15 protein-coding genes are annotated in these 15105 nt (G+C 67.8%); 7 read left to right on the top strand and 8 right to left on the bottom strand.

The window, feature by feature from the left end; translation table 11 throughout:
* Positions 1 to 37: 37 nt before the first annotated feature.
* Complete coding sequence (gatB, locus tag NED98_RS03465) at positions 38 to 1489, bottom strand: Asp-tRNA(Asn)/Glu-tRNA(Gln) amidotransferase subunit GatB (RefSeq protein WP_265311960.1); 1452 nt, start codon at positions 1487 to 1489, stop codon at positions 38 to 40.
* 151 nt (positions 1490 to 1640) lie between these two features.
* Between gatB and NED98_RS03460 the strand changes: the two genes are divergently transcribed.
* Positions 1641 to 2441 (top strand): FkbM family methyltransferase, encoded by an 801-nt coding sequence (locus NED98_RS03460; protein WP_265311959.1) that lies wholly within the window; start codon positions 1641 to 1643, stop codon positions 2439 to 2441.
* Here NED98_RS03460 and NED98_RS03455 read toward each other — a convergent pair whose 3' ends face one another.
* The 3 genes from NED98_RS03455 to gatC form a co-directional block, all read right to left on the bottom strand.
* On the bottom strand, positions 2442 to 3404 hold the full coding sequence (locus tag NED98_RS03455; RefSeq protein ID WP_265269175.1) for a glycosyltransferase: 963 nt from the start codon (positions 3402 to 3404) through the stop codon (positions 2442 to 2444).
* A gap of 186 nt (positions 3405 to 3590) precedes the next feature.
* The gene (gene gatA, locus NED98_RS03450) at positions 3591 to 5075 is read right to left on the bottom strand and encodes an Asp-tRNA(Asn)/Glu-tRNA(Gln) amidotransferase subunit GatA (RefSeq protein ID WP_265311958.1); all 1485 of its coding nucleotides are present in this window, start codon (positions 5073 to 5075) and stop codon (positions 3591 to 3593) included.
* 58 nt (positions 5076 to 5133) lie between these two features.
* Positions 5134 to 5421 carry an Asp-tRNA(Asn)/Glu-tRNA(Gln) amidotransferase subunit GatC gene (gene gatC / locus NED98_RS03445; protein ID WP_179511454.1) on the bottom strand — a complete coding sequence of 96 codons (288 nt, stop codon included), beginning with the start codon at positions 5419 to 5421 and terminating at the stop codon, positions 5134 to 5136.
* 95 nt (positions 5422 to 5516) lie between these two features.
* Between gatC and NED98_RS03440 the strand changes: the two genes are divergently transcribed.
* From NED98_RS03440 to NED98_RS03425, 4 genes are read left to right on the top strand one after another with little or no spacing between them, the layout of a single operon-like run.
* On the top strand, positions 5517 to 6614 hold the full coding sequence (locus NED98_RS03440; RefSeq protein ID WP_265311957.1) for a DUF3089 domain-containing protein: 1098 nt from the start codon (positions 5517 to 5519) through the stop codon (positions 6612 to 6614).
* On the top strand, positions 6611 to 7069 hold the full coding sequence (ruvX, locus tag NED98_RS03435) for a Holliday junction resolvase RuvX (RefSeq protein ID WP_179511452.1): 459 nt from the start codon (positions 6611 to 6613) through the stop codon (positions 7067 to 7069). The genes NED98_RS03440 and ruvX overlap by 4 nt, the downstream gene beginning before the upstream one ends.
* Before the next feature lie 44 nt (positions 7070 to 7113).
* On the top strand, positions 7114 to 8097 hold the full coding sequence (locus NED98_RS03430) for an aspartate carbamoyltransferase catalytic subunit (protein WP_265311956.1): 984 nt from the start codon (positions 7114 to 7116) through the stop codon (positions 8095 to 8097).
* Positions 8094 to 9308 (top strand): dihydroorotase, encoded by a 1215-nt coding sequence (locus tag NED98_RS03425; protein ID WP_265311955.1) that lies wholly within the window; start codon positions 8094 to 8096, stop codon positions 9306 to 9308. Before NED98_RS03430 ends, NED98_RS03425 begins: the two co-directional genes overlap by 4 nt.
* A gap of 108 nt (positions 9309 to 9416) precedes the next feature.
* Here the strand turns inward: NED98_RS03425 and NED98_RS03420 are convergent, their stop codons facing one another.
* Genes NED98_RS03420 through NED98_RS03410 form a run of 3 tightly spaced genes read right to left on the bottom strand, consistent with a single transcriptional unit; the run spans position 9417 to position 11910 of the window.
* Positions 9417 to 10715 (bottom strand): SPOR domain-containing protein, encoded by a 1299-nt coding sequence (locus NED98_RS03420; protein WP_265311954.1) that lies wholly within the window; start codon positions 10713 to 10715, stop codon positions 9417 to 9419.
* A gap of 14 nt (positions 10716 to 10729) precedes the next feature.
* Complete coding sequence (locus NED98_RS03415; protein WP_265269169.1) at positions 10730 to 11194, bottom strand: hypothetical protein; 465 nt, start codon at positions 11192 to 11194, stop codon at positions 10730 to 10732.
* On the bottom strand, positions 11194 to 11910 hold the full coding sequence (locus NED98_RS03410) for a ParA family protein (RefSeq protein WP_265269168.1): 717 nt from the start codon (positions 11908 to 11910) through the stop codon (positions 11194 to 11196). The genes NED98_RS03415 and NED98_RS03410 overlap by 1 nt, the downstream gene beginning before the upstream one ends.
* A 237-nt stretch (positions 11911 to 12147) precedes the next feature.
* Between NED98_RS03410 and NED98_RS03405 the strand changes: the two genes are divergently transcribed.
* The gene (locus tag NED98_RS03405) at positions 12148 to 13128 is read left to right on the top strand and encodes an SPOR domain-containing protein (RefSeq protein ID WP_265311953.1); all 981 of its coding nucleotides are present in this window, start codon (positions 12148 to 12150) and stop codon (positions 13126 to 13128) included.
* A 140-nt stretch (positions 13129 to 13268) separates the two neighbouring features.
* On the opposite strand, the gene serB is transcribed toward NED98_RS03405, so the two are convergent.
* The gene (gene serB, locus NED98_RS03400; protein ID WP_179511446.1) at positions 13269 to 14150 is read right to left on the bottom strand and encodes a phosphoserine phosphatase SerB; all 882 of its coding nucleotides are present in this window, start codon (positions 14148 to 14150) and stop codon (positions 13269 to 13271) included.
* On the opposite strand from serB, the gene miaA reads away from it, so the two are divergent.
* Positions 14143 to 15069, top strand: a complete 927-nt coding sequence (gene miaA / locus NED98_RS03395) for a tRNA (adenosine(37)-N6)-dimethylallyltransferase MiaA (protein ID WP_265311952.1) — start codon at positions 14143 to 14145, stop codon at positions 15067 to 15069. The two genes, serB and miaA, sit on opposite strands and share 8 nt — an antisense overlap.
* The last annotated feature ends 36 nt before the right edge of the window (positions 15070 to 15105 follow it).

The following is a 15105-nucleotide window of genomic DNA, read 5'->3' as shown; positions in this document are numbered from 1 at the left end:
CCGTCGACGGAGGAAATGCTAAACGCGGTTCAACCGCTCAGGCAAGCGCCTTGCGCAACAAGTCGTTAACCACCTGCGGATTGGCCTTGCCCGCCATCGCCTTCATCGTCTGGCCGACGAAAAAGCCGAACAGCGCCTCCTTGCCCGCGCGATATTGTTCGAGCTGATTGGGGTTCTTCGCCAGCACGTCGGCGATCACCGCCTCGATCGCCCCGGTATCGGAGGTCTGCTTGAGCCCGCGCTCCTCGACGATCTTGCCCGGCGCATCGCCGGTTTCGAGCATCACCTCGAACACCTGCTTGGCGAGGCTGCCCGACAGCGTGCCGTCCGCCACCAGCGCGAGCAATTCGGCCGCCTGCCCCGGCAGGATCGGCGATTCCTCGATGCCCTTGCCGATCCGGTTGAGCGCGCCGAATAATTCGCCCGTCACCCAGTTGGACGCGGGCACAGGCGCCACGCCGGCCTCCAGCAGCGCATCGAACCAGCGCGCGGTCTCGACCTCGGCGGTCAGCACGCCGGCGTTGTAAGCGGTGATCCCGAGCGCCTCGTAGCGTTTGCGCTTGGCGTCCGGCAGTTCGGGCAGCGACGCGCGACATTCCTCAAGAAACGCATCGTCGAGTTCGAGCGGCAACAGATCCGGATCGGGGAAGTAGCGGTAATCATGCGCATCTTCCTTCGAGCGCATCGACCGCGTGGTGCCGGTGTCGGGATTGAACAGCCGCGTCTCCTGAACAATCGTCCCGCCCGATTCGAGCACGTCGACCTGCCGGTTCGCCTCATGCTCGATCGCCGCCATCACGAAGCGCACCGAATTGACGTTCTTGGTCTCGGTCCGCGTGCCGAACGGCTCCCCGGGCTTGCGCACGCTGACGTTGACGTCGGCGCGCATCGAGCCTTCTTCCATATTGCCGTCGCACGACCCGACATAGCGCAGGATCGCGCGCAGCTTGCGCAGATAGGCCCCGGCCTCCGCCGGCGAGCGCATGTCCGGGCGGCTGACGATCTCCATCAGCGCCACGCCCGAGCGGTTGAGGTCGACATAAGAGCGCGTCGGATGCTGATCGTGCATCAGCTTGCCGGCATCCTGCTCGACGTGGATCCGCTCCACCCCGATCGTCTTGATCGCGTCGCCATCCTCGATCTCGATCGAGCCTTCACCGACAAGCGGATGATAAAGCTGCGAAATCTGATAGCCCTGCGGTAGATCGGCGTAGAAATAATTCTTGCGATCGAACCGCGACCATTTGTTGATCGCGGCATCGATCGCCATCCCGGTGCGCACTGCCTGACGGATGCATTCGCGGTTAGGCACCGGCAGCATCCCCGGCATCGCCGCGTCGACCAGGCTGACCTGGGTGTTAGGCTCGGCGCCGAACGCGGTCGCCGCGCCGGAAAACAGCTTCGCCTGCGACGTGACCTGGGCGTGCACCTCAAGGCCGATCACGACTTCCCAATCGCCGGTGGCGCCCTTGATCCTGAACTCGTTCATCTGTCTTTCCGCAATATTCCCGACGGTACGGCTTTCAAAAGCCCCGAGTGGCCCCATTGGCCTCTCGCCGCCGTTCGCAGATCGGCTATGCCCATAGCGGCCGGGGAGAACAAGAGAGGGTGAAAGCATGCTGGGACGAACAGCACGCCAGATGATCCGTTCCCACCGGCGCAGCGCGCCGATCAAGGGCATCGCAGTGATATGCGAAAAATACTTGCGCGCCTGGCACAATGACGCTTTTTTCGAGTTCGACCGCAACGGCGAGCGTTTCGCGATACAATGTTTCGCGCGATGGGCCGGTGCCCGCCCGCTGACGATCTGGGACGTCGGCGCGCATCACGGCGAATGGGCGGATGCGGTGCATAGCGCGATGCCGACGGCACGGGTCACCAGTTTCGAGATCCTTCCGCCGATCGCCGAATTGCTGGCCGCGCGGCATCGCGATGCGGATTGGCTGACGATCCGCAATATCGGGCTGTCCGATGCGGCGGGATCGGTCGAGGTCACCTGGAACAAGGATCATGACACGACCAATTCGATCACCCCGCGTTCGAGCAGCAAATGGTTCGCGGGCGGCGACCTCCAAACGATCACCTGCCCGGTCAGCACAATCGACCAGTTGATCGCGGAGGGCGCGCCGCCGCCGGATCTGCTCAAGGTCGACGTCGAAGGGCATGATGCCTTCGTGCTCGACGGCGCGAACCAATTGCTCGGCGGAGATCGCGCGCCAAGGATGATCCAGTTCGAATATGGCGATACCTGGATTCCCGCCGGCCGCTTGCTCTACCAGACCAGCGCCATGCTCGCGGCATGCGGATATAAGATCGGCAGGCTCTACCCGCACCACGTCGAGTTCAGGGATTACAGCTACGCCGACGAGAATTTCCGCATGGGAAACATGATCGCGACGCGCGAGCCCGACCTGCTGGCGCTATTGTCGAGCCCACGCTGATCAACCCGCCGCGAGCGCGTTGACGATCGAATGTGCGCGCGCCGACCAGCCGTGATGCTCGCGGACCAGGCGGGTCGCGGCTGCCGACGCTTCCCACCCCGCCGTGTTCGTCGCATCGAACGCCAGTTTTTCCGCCAGATCGTGCCCGTCCGGCGCGACTTCCAGGATCGCATCGCGTGGCAGCAAATTCTGGAACTCCCCGCTTTTCGGCAAGACACCGAGCAGCCGGCACCCCGCCGCCAACCCCTCAAGGTAGCGCATCACCAACGGACTGAACCCGCCAGTGCGCACCGGATTGTCGAGATCGGGCGGCGTCACCACGAAATAGCGGCACCGGCTGACGAAATGGCCCAGCGCCGCCGGATCGTCGAACATGCTGATCTTGCCGGTATAAGCGTAATTGAGACCGTTCCGCTCGCTGTAATCGAGCAACGCGCGGTGCAGCGGATCGTAGCGCCGGCCCATCCAATAGATATCGACGTCACGCGTCGCCGCGTGGCTGTCGAACACATTGGTATCGATCCCGAACGGCAGCCAGTGATAGCGCTCGTCCGCGCCGCCGCGCGACAGCTCTTCCCATGCCTCGTGATAGGGAATGAAAACGTGATCGAGCCGCTGCAGCCGCGCGCCGATCGCGATCTTCTTCAGCTGCGGCCGCCACGGATCGACGACGAATGCCGCACGATGAACCAGCCCGCGCATCGCCGACACGAGCAGCAGCGGCGTTTCGGGCTTCGATGACGACTGGAACTGGAACATGTGGCGGACCGACCATGCTTGGCCGAGCGCCCCGGCCCAGCCCCCGATCCGTCCTGAGCGCAACGGCGGGGGTGCGATCTCCACGCTATCGGTCAGCTTGCCGATCTCGTGAAACAAGGGCGGAGCGAGCGTGCTCCAATTGATCCACGGCGAAAGATTGGCGTTCGACAACAGCCCGATCCGCCCGGTCAGACGCGAAGCCACAGCTTTCGCCGTCGGGCGATCAAGATAGTCGATCGTCGCTTCCCCTAACATTGCTGCTCCGCAGGATAATCAGTCCTTAACCTACGGATCGAGGATGCGGTGGCAACCTCGCAGGTCGTAAAAACGCCACAGCCGACAGATGTTTCACCGTCCGCACGATCGCTTCCGGGGGCACCCAGCGTCAGATCACCACCATGCATGCGGCCGCGCGACGAAGCCGGCGCGCTCTTCGATCGCCAGTGCGGCGTCGAGTACGCTTTGTTCGTCGAGCGGCTTGCCGATGATCTGCAGCCCGAGCGGCAGCCCCGCCGCATCCACCCCGCCCGGCACGCTCATCGCGGGCAGGCCGGCAAGGCTGGCGGGCACGGTGAACACGTCATTGAGGTACATTGCGAGCGGATCGGCCTGCTTCTCGCCCAGCGCGAAGGCGGCGGAAGGCGCGGTCGGGGTCAGCAGCACGTCGCACTTTTCCCACGCGGCCTCGAAATCGCGCGCGATCAGCGTGCGGACCTTCTGCGCCTGGGTGTAATAAGCGTCGTAGAAGCCGGCCGAGAGCACATAGGTGCCGATCAGGATGCGGCGCTTCACCTCGTCGCCGAAGCCGTCGGCGCGCGTCGCGGCATACATTTGCTGCAAATTCGCACCGTCGGGCAGGTCGCGCAGCCCGTAACGCACCCCGTCATAACGCGCGAGGTTCGACGAGGCTTCGGCGGGGGCGATGATGTAATAGGCCGGCAACGCATATTTGGTGTGCGGCAGCGATACCTCGACCACCTCGGCGCCGGCATCGCGCATCCATTCGATCCCCTGCTGCCACAAGGCCTCGATCTCCGCCGGCATCCCGTCGACGCGATATTCGCGCGGGACGCCGACGCGCTTGCCGGCAAGGCTGGCATTGAGGTTCGCCTCCCACGTCGGCACCGGCAGGTTGAGCGAGGTGGCGTCCTTGGGATCGAACCCGGTCATCGCCTCGAGCATGATCGCGCAATCGCGCACGTCGCGCGCCATCGGCCCGGCCTGATCGAGCGACGAGGCGAAGGCGATCACCCCCCAGCGCGAGCAGCGGCCATAGGTCGGCTTGATCCCCGAAATCCCGGTGAAGGCGGCGGGCTGGCGGATCGAGCCGCCGGTATCGGTGCCGGTCGCGCCCGGCGCGATCCGCGCGGCGACCGCCGCCGACGACCCGCCCGACGATCCGCCCGGGGCGAGCGCGGCATTGCCGCCATCGTTGCGCCGCCAAGGCGAGACGACGTTGCCGAACGCGCTGGTCTCGTTGGACGAGCCCATGGCGAACTGGTCCATGTTGAGCTTGCCGAGCATCCCCGCGCCGGCATCCCACAATTTCTGCGAGACGGTCGATTCGTAGGTCGGCGTGAAGCCTTCGAGAATGTGGCTCGCCGCGGTGCTCGGCACGCCCTTGGTGCAGAACAGATCCTTCATCCCGATCGGCACCCCGGCGAGCGGCTTGAGCGCTTCACCGGCGGCGCGCGCCGCATCCGCGGCATTGGCGGCGGCGATCGCGTGATCGGGGGTCTCGACGAGAAAGGCGTTGAGCGGCTTGGCGCGGCTCACCGCGACAATGAAGGCGTCCGCCACTTCCCGCGCGGAAAACTCGCCGGCGCGCACGCCGTCACGAATCTGGCGGATGCCGAGGTCGGTAAGAATGGTCATGCGAATTTGCCCCGGAAACGGACGTGATGCTGGAGGATCGAATGGCGATCGGTGATTGTCATTCGATCACTTTCGGCACGGTGAAGAAGCCGTGCTCGGCCGCCGGCGCATTGGCCAGCACCGCGTCGCGGATACCGCCATCGGTGACGACATCGTCGCGCAGGCGCAACGTATTGGGGATCACCGCGGTCATCGGCGCGACACCTTGCGTGTCGACCTCCCCGAGCTGTTCGATCCAGCCAAGGATATTGTTCAATTCGGGCACGAGCCGCTCGGCGGCGGCATCGTCGATCGCGATCCGGGCGAGGCTCGCGACTTTTTTCACGGTGGCGGTGTCGACTGACATGCGCCGCCGCTACCATTGTGCGGCGCGCAAAGGCAATGCCCGCCTTTCGCGCCGACCATTGCGCAGGCCGCCCCGCTGGGGCAGGCAGGCGCGCGATGGCCCGCAAATTCCTTTATGTCGTCGCCTTTGTCACCGCGCTGGTGATCATCGCGGCGTTCGTGTTCCGCATCTGGGGCAATGAGCTGATCCGCTGGCGGTTCGTTCCCACCGGCACGTTCGAGCCCCAGGCAGCACTGCCCGGCAATAGCTATGACTCGGCCAAGATGTGGCTGGCGCGGCCGGACATCAAGGACAATCCCGCGCTCTGGACCCCGCCGGGCTACAAGCCGAAGCCGGGGCAAGGCGCGGCGATCTTCTTCATCCACCCCACCTCCTATCTCGAACGCGACCACTGGAACGCGGCGCTCGACGACAAGGAGGCCAATGAGCGCGCCGCCTTGTACCTCCGCGGACAGGCGAGCGCGTTCAACGCCGCCGGCGACATCTGGGCACCGCGCTACCGTCAGGCGACCTTCGGTGCGTTCATGACGGGCAAGGCCGAGGCGCAGCGCGCGTTCGATCTCGCTTATGGCGACGTGACCCAGGCATTCGACGTGTTCCTCAAGGCGGTCGGGCCGGATCGCCCCATCATCCTCGCCGGACATAGTCAGGGCGCGCTGCACCTCACCCGGCTGCTCCGCGAGCGTGTTGCGGGAACGCCGCTCATGAAGCGCGTCGTTGCGGCCTATGTCGTCGGCTGGCCGGTGAGCCGCACCGCCGATCTGCCGGCACTCGGGCTGCCCGAATGCACCGCGCCCGATCAGCGCGGCTGCCTCTTGTCGTGGCAAAGCTTCGCCGAGCCCGCCGATCCGACCCTTATTCTCGACACGTTCGACGCCTCGACCGGGCTCGACGGCAAGCCGCGCCGCGGCACGCGAATGGTCTGCACCAACCCGCTGACCGGCACCGCCAACGCCACCGCGCCCGCCAGCGCCAACCACGGCACGCTGTTCCCGGCGCAGGACATGTCGGGTGCGACCGCCAAACCGCGCGAAGTACCCGCGCGCTGCGCCGGGCGCGGCTTCCTGCTGATCGGCGAAGCGCCGCAGCTCGGCCCCTATGTGCTGCCGGGCAACAATTACCACGTCTACGATTACGCCTTGTTCTGGGCCGATGTCCGCGCGGACGCGGCGCGGCGGCTGGCGGCGAAATGATCACCCTCGCCGCCGCCGAATTTCGCGAGGCGCTGCCGCACGGCGGGCGGCTGATCGGTCTCGATGTCGGCACCAAGACGATCGGCACCGCCTTGTGCGACGCGCAATGGACCTTCGCCAGCCCCGCGCTGCTGATCCGCCGCACCAAATTCACCAAGGACAAGGCCGCGCTCGCCGAGTTGATGAGCGCGCAGGCCGTGACGGGGATCGTCATTGGCCTCCCCATCAACCTCGACGGGAGCGAAAGCCCGCGCAGCCAGTCGACCCGCGCCTTTGCGCGCAACCTCGCCGATCTCGGCCCGATCCTGCTGTGGGACGAGCGCTGGTCGACCCAGGCGGTGACGCGCACGCTGATCGAGCAGGACGCCAGCCGCGCCAAGCGCGCCGAGCTGGTCGACAAGATGGCCGCCGCTTATATTCTGCAGGGGGCGATCGATGCGCTGGTCCGGGTTTGACTGCGCGGCATCCGGCTATTATCCGCCCGGCTTCGATGCCTGACATGTCGGACCACCGCCCCGCCACCCTGATCCCCGGCGGCGCCGTTTTCCCGCACCGCCACCTCACCGGGATCGAGGGCCTTCAACCGCATGAAATCATGTTCCTGCTCGACGAAGCGGAACGGTGGATCATGCCCAATGCCGAGCATGCCGCACCCGACAAGCGCCTTGCCGGGCTGACCCAGATCAACGCCTTTTTCGAGAATTCGACCCGCACCTTGCTCTCGTTCGAGATCGCGGGGAAGCGGCTCGGCGCCGATGTGGTCAACATGCACGCCGCGCAATCGAGCGTGAAGAAGGGCGAGACGCTGATCGATACCGCGATGACGCTCAACGCGATGCGCGCCGACGTGATCGTCATCCGGCACATGTCGTCGGGGGCGGTGCGGCTGATCGCGGACAAGGTCGATTGCCCGGTGCTCAACGCCGGCGACGGGCGCCACGAACATCCGACCCAGGCACTGCTCGACGCGCTGACGATCCGCCGCCGCCGCGGCGCGATCGCGCATCAGCGCGTCGTGATCTGCGGCGATCTGCTTCACAGCCGGGTCGCGCGATCGAACATCCTGGCGCTCACTGCGCTCGCCGCCGAGGTGCGGGTCTGCGCGCCGACCACGTTGATGCCCCCGGCGATCGAACGGATGGGGGTCACCGCCTTCACCGATTTCGACGCGGCGTTGGACGGGGCTGACGTCGTGATGATGCTCCGCCTCCAGACGGAGCGTATGTCGGGCGGCTATGTCCCCTCCCCGCGCGAATATCGCCTGCGTTACGGACTTACCCCCGAGCGGCTGGCGCGCGCCAAGCCCGATGCTTTGGTGATGCACCCGGGGCCGATGAACCGCGGGATCGAGATCGATTCGAGCGTCGCCGATCATGCCGAGCGCTCGGCGATCACCGAGCAGGTGGCGATGGGGGTGGCGGTGCGCATGGCCTGCCTCGACGTGCTGACGCGCCGCGCGCGCGGCGTGGAGGGCTGGGCATGACCGCGCCGCTGCATTTCCGCGACGCGCGGATCGTCTGCCCCGCGGGCGGCGAGCGGCGCGGCGACCTCTATGTCACCGACGGGATGATCGCGGCCGCGCCCGCTGAGGGCGCGACGGTGATCGATTGCGACGGGCTGGTGCTCGCGCCGGGGATCGTCGATCTCGGCGTCGCGGCGATCGACCGCGCGGCGTTCCGCGCCGGTGGGATCACCCGTGTCGGGCTGATGCCCGATCAATCCCCGGTGCTCGACGAACCGGGGATCGTCCAGCGCTCGGCGCTGATCGGGCGGCCCGATCTGTGGATCCACCCGATCGCCGCCGCGACGCGTGGGCTGGCAGGCACGGAGCTCGCCGAAATGGCGATCTGCGAATCGGCCGGCGCGCGCGCGGTGGGCACCGGGCGGCGCTGGATCGCCGATTCGGGGGTGATGCGGCGCGTGCTCGATTATGCGCGCGATCTCGGGCTGGCGCTGATCACGCATGCCGAGGATGCCGGCCTGACCGGCGACGCGGTCGCGACGAGCGGCGAGACCGCGACCCGCCTCGGGCTGCCGTCCGCGCCGGCGGTCGCCGAAGCGCTGGCGATCGCGCGCGATCTGATGCTGGCGGAGGATGCCGACGCGACGATCCACGTCCGGCAGGTGACCACCGCCGCGGGCTTCGATCTGGTGCGTGCGGCCAAGCGCCGCGGGGTGAAGATGACGTGCGGGATCACCCCCGCGCACCTGCTGCTGTCCGATATCGCGATGAGCGATTTCCGCACCTTCGCGCTTCTCTCCCCGCCGCTACGCAGCGAGGAGGATCGCCGCGCCGCGCTCGCCGCGCTGGCCGACGGGACGATCGATGTGCTGTGCTCGGGCCACGACCCGCGCGGACCTGAGGAAAAGCGCCTGCCTTATGCGGACGCGAGCCCCGGTGCCTCGGGGGCGGAGACGCTGCTCGCGCTCGCGCTGGGGCTTGCGCGCGACCAGGGGCTCCCCCTCGATCGGCTGTTCGCGCTGCTCGCGCGCAATCCGGCGCGGGTGTTGGGGGTCGAGGCAGGTGTGCTGAGGCCGGGCGCGCCGGGCGACGTGATCCTGATCGACGTCCAGGCGCCGTGGCTGATCGATTCGGAGGCGCTGGCAGGAAGCGCCGGCAATACGCCATTCGACGGCCTGCCGGTACAGGGCCGCGTCCGCCGGATCTTCAAGGGCGGGCGCGAACTAGGGTAGCAACTCCCGCTCCGTTCGCCCTGAGCTTGTCGAAGCGCTGTCCTTCTTCCTTGCGAAGAAAAGGACAGCGCTTCGACAGGCTCAGCCCGAACGGTTGAGAGGCCCCGCTTACCGCGCCGCGATCTGCACCTTACCCTTGCTCCAAGCCGCGGTCTGGTCGCCCGCCCCGGTGCGGACGAAGCATGTGCCGCCCTTCGCACGATAGGCGCGGCAGGTGGCCTCCGCATCGCTACGCGCGAAGCCGCCGACCGACAGGCGATAGAATTCGCGACCGCCGGCTTTGACGGTCATCCCCGTCGGCGCCTCGCGCGCAAACCCCGCGTAACGCTGCTGGGCGCGTGACCATGCGCTCTTCGCGGCCCCGGCCGAATCATAAGCGCCGATCTGGACGAACCAATCGCCCTTCTGCGCCGCCCGCAAAGGTGCCGGACGACGGGGCGCCACATCGGCGCGCGCGGTAACGACCGGGCGCTTGTAGGGGATCGCCGGCGGCACGGCCTGAACCACCTCGACGCGTGGCGCAAAGACGATCCTCGGCGCCACGGGTGACGGCACGGATGCGACAACAACAGGCGCAGACGCCGGAACCGCGGCAGGCACCGGCTGCGACACCTGGACGGGTTCGCCCTTCGCCACGGCAACCGGCACCGACGCGTTGAGCGCCAGCGCAACCGGTTGCCCCGGATCCTTCGCCGCTTTCACCCCGAGCAGCGCGGCGATCTGATCGGACGCATGATCGGGTTTGGCGAATGCCGCCCATTGCATGACCCGCTCGTCGGCCTCGGTCGGCGACAGATCGATCCCCGCCATGCTGCGCGCCTCGATCCAATGCCCTGACAATGCGAGCGCGAGCCCGAGATTCTGCCGCGCCTTGGCGGTCGCATCCGGGGAACGGACGGCGGCGGTCAACACCTGTACGCCCGCCTCCGCGTCGCCGGCCAGCGCCAGCGCGAGCCCGCGATCGGCCGGGTTGATCAGTGCCTGATGCGTATCCAGCGTGGTCAGCGCCGCCGCCATATGCCCGCTCGCGATCTGCGCCAGCGCCAGATTGAGCGCCGCGCGCGCATCGCCCGGCGCGAGCTTCAACGTGTCGCCATAGGCCGCCTCGGCCGAGAGGAAGCGCCCTGCCTTGAGATAGCTTTGCGCGAGCAACATGCGATAGCGCGCATCGACCGGCTGCATCGCAACCGCCGCCTCGGCAAGCGAAACGGCCTCGGCCGGCCTCCCTTGTTCGAGCGCCTCGCGCGCCTTGGCCGCATTCGCTGCGGCGCGTTCTTCGCTGCGCACCACGGCGCGGCTCCCGGCGGCGGCGATCCCGCCGCCGTCATGCGCGCAACCGACCAGCGTGCTGCCGAAAATCAACGCCGGGAGGCCAAGGCCGGCGATCGCCCGAATCCTCAAGACCATGTCGATTGCTCCGATCAGCGCTTCTTGCGCGGCGGGAGCTGCGCGACGAGCGTCTCCACTTCCGGCAGGCTGGCGATGAAGGCGTCCAGCGCCTCGGTCACGATCTGCTGCGCCGAACGGTTGCGCGTCGCCGAGGCGAGGCGGAGCCGCAGATGGCGATCCTCGTCGAGCCGCAAGGTAAAGGCGGCCTTGCGGCGGTGCGCGGTTTCGCGACGGAGCCGCACCGCGGTCGCCACCGAGACGTGGATCGCGGCCGGCGCCGGCGCGCGCTCGACCTCCTCGCGCAGCGCTTCCCGCTCGGCGAGCACCGGCGGCGCGGGCGCGACGGCGGGCGCATCGCCCATGTCGTTCCAGCCCAGCGCGTCACCCGCGCTGGCGAGATTGGCGTACCCCTGCGGGCGCATCGCGGGGCGGGCCTGCCCCTTGCGCGCGAGCAGCCCCGACGAGAGCGAGGCGAGCGGCTTCGGCGAACTCAGCATCAGCCCACCACCCGCCGGCCGAAGCCGGTCGCTGCGGGCCGCGCGGCGGCGAAGCCGGTGACCGGGCTGGGCACGGAAAAGACCGTGCGGCGGAAATTCTTCTCCAGCCGGTCGGAGATATAGTCCCACAAAGCGGTGACTTCGGCAGCGGAGCGGCCCTTGGGATCGACCTCCATCACGGTGCGGCCGTCGATCATCGACGCCGCGAAATCGGTGCGCTGGTGGACGGTGATCGGCGCGACCGTGCCGTGCTGCGACAGCGCGATCGCCGCCTCGCCGGTGATCCGCGCCTTGGGGGTGGCGGCATTGACGACGAAGATCAGCGGCTTGCCCGCGCGCTCGCACAGATCGACCGTCGCCCCCACCGCGCGCAAATCGTGCGGGCTCGGACGCGTCGGGATGACGATCAGTTCGGCGACCTGGATCACGCTCTGGATCGCCATCGTGATCGCCGGCGGGGTATCGATCACCGCGAGCTTGAACCCCTGCTGGCGCAGCACCTCCAGATCGGCGGCGAGCCGCGCGACGGTGGTCTGCGCGAAGGCGGGATATTCGGCGGTGCGCTCGTTCCACCAGTCGGCGAGCGAGCCCTGCGGATCGATGTCGATCAGCACCACCGGGCCTGCGCCCGAAAGCTGCGCTTGCACCGCCAGGTGGCCCGACAAGGTGGTCTTGCCCGAGCCTCCCTTTTGCGACGCCATAGCCAGAACGCGCATGTATCCCCCAAAATCCGCCTGTTCGCGGACCGAAATGACATGCGCGGGGATAAAGAAAGGTAAATGAAGCCGGGATGTTCCGGCGCCGACCTTGCGTTTGAAACGCCGCGATCGAGACCAATCGGCCGCCGCGCGCGATGAGACGCGCGCTTTGGTTAACCGTCGTTTGCCCTCATGATTGCCCCATGCCAAGGCTTGGGGCATGGTATTGAAACGGCGGGAATTGGGGTCGAGGCGATGAGGGTTGCGTATCTCGGCGCGGCGGCGCTGCTGGCGATGACGGTGGCGGGGGCGATGCCGGCGCTGGCCGATGTGAAGGCAGGCGTCGATGCGTGGAGCCGCGGCGATTACGACAAAGCGGTCGCCGAGTGGCGCGGCCCGGCGATCGCGGGCGATGCCGATGCGCAGTTCAACATGGGGCAGGCCTATAAGCTTGGGCGCGGGGTCGCGACCGATCAGGCGCAGGCGATCGAATGGTTCCGCAAGGCCGCCGCGCAGGGCCATGCGCAGGCCGAGGACAATTATGCGCTGATGCTGTTCCAGGAGGGGCGCAAGGCCGATGCGGTGCCGTGGCTCGAAAAATCGGTCGCGCGTGACGAGAAGCGCACCGAGCTGGTGCTGGGGACGATGCTGTTCAACGGCGATGCGGTGAAGAAGGATTGGGTGCGCGCCTATGCGCTCGTCTCGCGCTCGTCGCGGCAGGGGCTGACGCAGGCGTCGCAGACATTGGCGCAGATGGATCAATATATCTCCGCTGAGCAGCGCCAGAAGGGCACCGAACTGGCGAGCAAGATCGAGAGCGAGGGCCATACGCGCCGGCTCGCCGCGGCGACCAACCCGTCGCGCACCGCTCCGCTCGAACTGCCCGCCGCCTCGCCCACGAAAGCGATGGCAAAGGCGCCGCCGGGCGCGAGCTATTCGCCCCCTGCCCGGGCGCCGGAGAAGGTGGCGCACGCCGTGGTCAAGGAAACCAAGCCCAAGCCGAAGGAACCCGTGGCGGCGGCTGGCGGCAACTGGCGTATCCAGCTCGGCGCCTTCCGCGACGAGGCCAATGCCCGTGCATTGTGGGGCAAGGTCGGTGGCAAGACCGGCGGGCGGGTCGCTTATGCCAAGGCGGGCGAGGTCACCCGGTTGCAGGCGACCGGCTTCGCCAGCCACGCCGCGGCGCAGGCGGCGTGCAGCAAGGCCGGCGTGCCGTGCGTGGTCGTTGCCCAGTAACCATGAACCGTTCGCCCTGAGCTTGTCGAAAGGCTGCCCTTCCTCCGCGGAAGAAAAGTGCAGGGCTTCGACAAGCTCAGCCCGAACGGAGGTTTTCCCAATTCATTGGGTCGACCCTTTACTCGGTCACCCAATCCTTCTTACTCGGTCACCCAATCCTTCCGTGCGATCCCCTGCGCCCAGAGCAAGGCGGTGAGATCGCCGTGATCGACCCGCGCCGCTGCCGCTTCCGCGACGATCGGCTTGGCGTGATAGGCGACCCCCAGCCCCGCGATGTTGATCATCGCCAGATCGTTCGCCCCGTCACCCACCGCGAGCGTCGCGGCGTCGGCGAGCCCCAGTTCGGCGCGTGCCTCGCGCAGCGTGCGTTCCTTGGTCGATGAATCGACAATCGGCTTGGTCACCGTCCCGCGCAATTGCCCGTCGCCGATCTCCAGGTGATTGGCGATCACGCGGTTGAACCCGATCGCCGCCCCCACCGGTTCGGCGAAAGCGGTGAACCCGCCCGAGACGAGGATCGCGGTCGCGCCACGCGCGCGCATCGTCTTCACCAACGTCTCGGCGCCGGGCATCAAGGCCACCCGCTCGACGCGGCATCGCTCGATCGCATCGGCGCCCAATCCCTTGAGGAGCGCAACGCGCGCATCGAGCGCGGCGGCGAAATCAAGCTCGCCGCGCATCGCCGCCTCGGTGATCGCGGCGATCTCGGGCTTGATCCCGGCATAATCGGCGAGTTCGTCGATGCATTCGACGGTGATCATCGTCGAATCCATATCCGCAACGAGCAGCCGCTTCTCGCGCCCGGCCATCGGCTGGACCACGACATCGACCCGCTCGAACGCGCCCTCCAACACCGCGCGGGCCGCATCGGGCGCCTCATCAAAATGCACATCGGCCGCATCGCCGTCATCCAGCCAGCCGACCCCGCTCGGCACGCAGCCCGCCGCGTCGAGCCGATCGAGCGCGTCATGCAGGATTTGGGTGGTGAGCCGTCCCGTTGCTATCAGCGTCGCCGTGAACAATCCTGCCTCCAACAAGAAGGTCGCGCTCATCGCAGGGCCGACGGCCAGCGGCAAGTCCGCGCTGGCGATCGCGCTCGCGGAAAATGCCGACGGCGTGGTGATCAACGCCGATGCGAGCCAGGTCTATCGCGATCTGCGCATCCTCTCCGCCCGCCCAGACGCCGCCGACGAAGCACGCGTGCCCCATCGCCTGTTCGGCTATCGCGACGGCGTGGCGGCCTGCTCCGCGGCGCAATGGGCGGCCGATGCAGGCGCGGCGATCGACGCGGCGCATCGCGAAGGGCATTTGCCGATCCTCGTCGGGGGAACGGGACTCTACCTGCGCACCCTGCTCGACGGGATCGCGCCGGTGCCCGAGATCGACGCGGCGGTGCGCGCCACGGTCCGCGCGATGCCCGTTGCCGAAGCGCATGAGGCGCTCACCCGCGAAGACCCCGCCGCCGCCGCGCGCCTCGCCCCCGCCGATACCACCCGCGTCGCGCGCGCGCTCGAGGTGGTGCGCTCGACCGGGCGCACGCTCGCCGATTGGCAGGCGACCCGCAGCGGCGGGATCGGCGGGTCGATCGAGCTTCACCCGCTGATCCTGCTCCCCGAGCGCGCGGAACTCGTCGCACGCTGCGACGCGCGCCTCGTCGAGATGTTCGACCACGGCGGCGTCGAGGAGGTCGCAGCGCTGCTCGCCCGCACCGATCTGCCCTCCGACGCCCCGGTGCGCCGCGCGATCGGCGTGCCCGAGATCGCCGCGATGCTCGCCGGCGCGCTAACCCGCGAGGCGGCGCTTGCCGCGGCGCAACTCGCCACGCGGCGCTACGCCAAGCGGCAATATACCTGGTTCCGCCACCAGCCCCCGGCCGATTGGCCGCGCATTTCGCAGGTGCCGAAAGACAATTTGAAACAATATTTCAACATTAATCCTTGACGCGTAATTTTTGATACCCTAGCGCCCGCTGCTCGC

It is taken from the genome of Sphingomonas lycopersici (genome assembly GCF_026130605.1).
Taxonomy (GTDB): domain Bacteria; phylum Pseudomonadota; class Alphaproteobacteria; order Sphingomonadales; family Sphingomonadaceae; genus Sphingomonas; species Sphingomonas lycopersici.
Note: the sequence above shows the minus strand (reverse complement) of the source record. Positions and strands in the feature narration are given on the sequence as shown.

Coding starts and splice junctions, on each gene's coding strand:
- NED98_RS03415 (WP_265269169.1), bottom strand. CDS start 11,194: ATGCTGAGTTCGCCGAAGCCGCTCGCCTCGCTCTCGTCGGGGCTGCTC.
- gatC (WP_179511454.1), bottom strand. CDS start 5,421: ATGTCAGTCGACACCGCCACCGTGAAAAAAGTCGCGAGCCTCGCCCGG.
- ruvX (WP_179511452.1), top strand. CDS start 6,611: ATGATCACCCTCGCCGCCGCCGAATTTCGCGAGGCGCTGCCGCACGGC.
- gatB (WP_265311960.1), bottom strand. CDS start 1,489: ATGAACGAGTTCAGGATCAAGGGCGCCACCGGCGATTGGGAAGTCGTG.
- NED98_RS03430 (WP_265311956.1), top strand. CDS start 7,114: ATGTCGGACCACCGCCCCGCCACCCTGATCCCCGGCGGCGCCGTTTTC.
- NED98_RS03425 (WP_265311955.1), top strand. CDS start 8,094: ATGACCGCGCCGCTGCATTTCCGCGACGCGCGGATCGTCTGCCCCGCG.
- NED98_RS03420 (WP_265311954.1), bottom strand. CDS start 10,715: ATGGTCTTGAGGATTCGGGCGATCGCCGGCCTTGGCCTCCCGGCGTTG.
- NED98_RS03440 (WP_265311957.1), top strand. CDS start 5,517: ATGGCCCGCAAATTCCTTTATGTCGTCGCCTTTGTCACCGCGCTGGTG.
- NED98_RS03410 (WP_265269168.1), bottom strand. CDS start 11,910: ATGCGCGTTCTGGCTATGGCGTCGCAAAAGGGAGGCTCGGGCAAGACC.
- gatA (WP_265311958.1), bottom strand. CDS start 5,075: ATGACCATTCTTACCGACCTCGGCATCCGCCAGATTCGTGACGGCGTG.
- NED98_RS03405 (WP_265311953.1), top strand. CDS start 12,148: ATGAGGGTTGCGTATCTCGGCGCGGCGGCGCTGCTGGCGATGACGGTG.
- NED98_RS03460 (WP_265311959.1), top strand. CDS start 1,641: ATGATCCGTTCCCACCGGCGCAGCGCGCCGATCAAGGGCATCGCAGTG.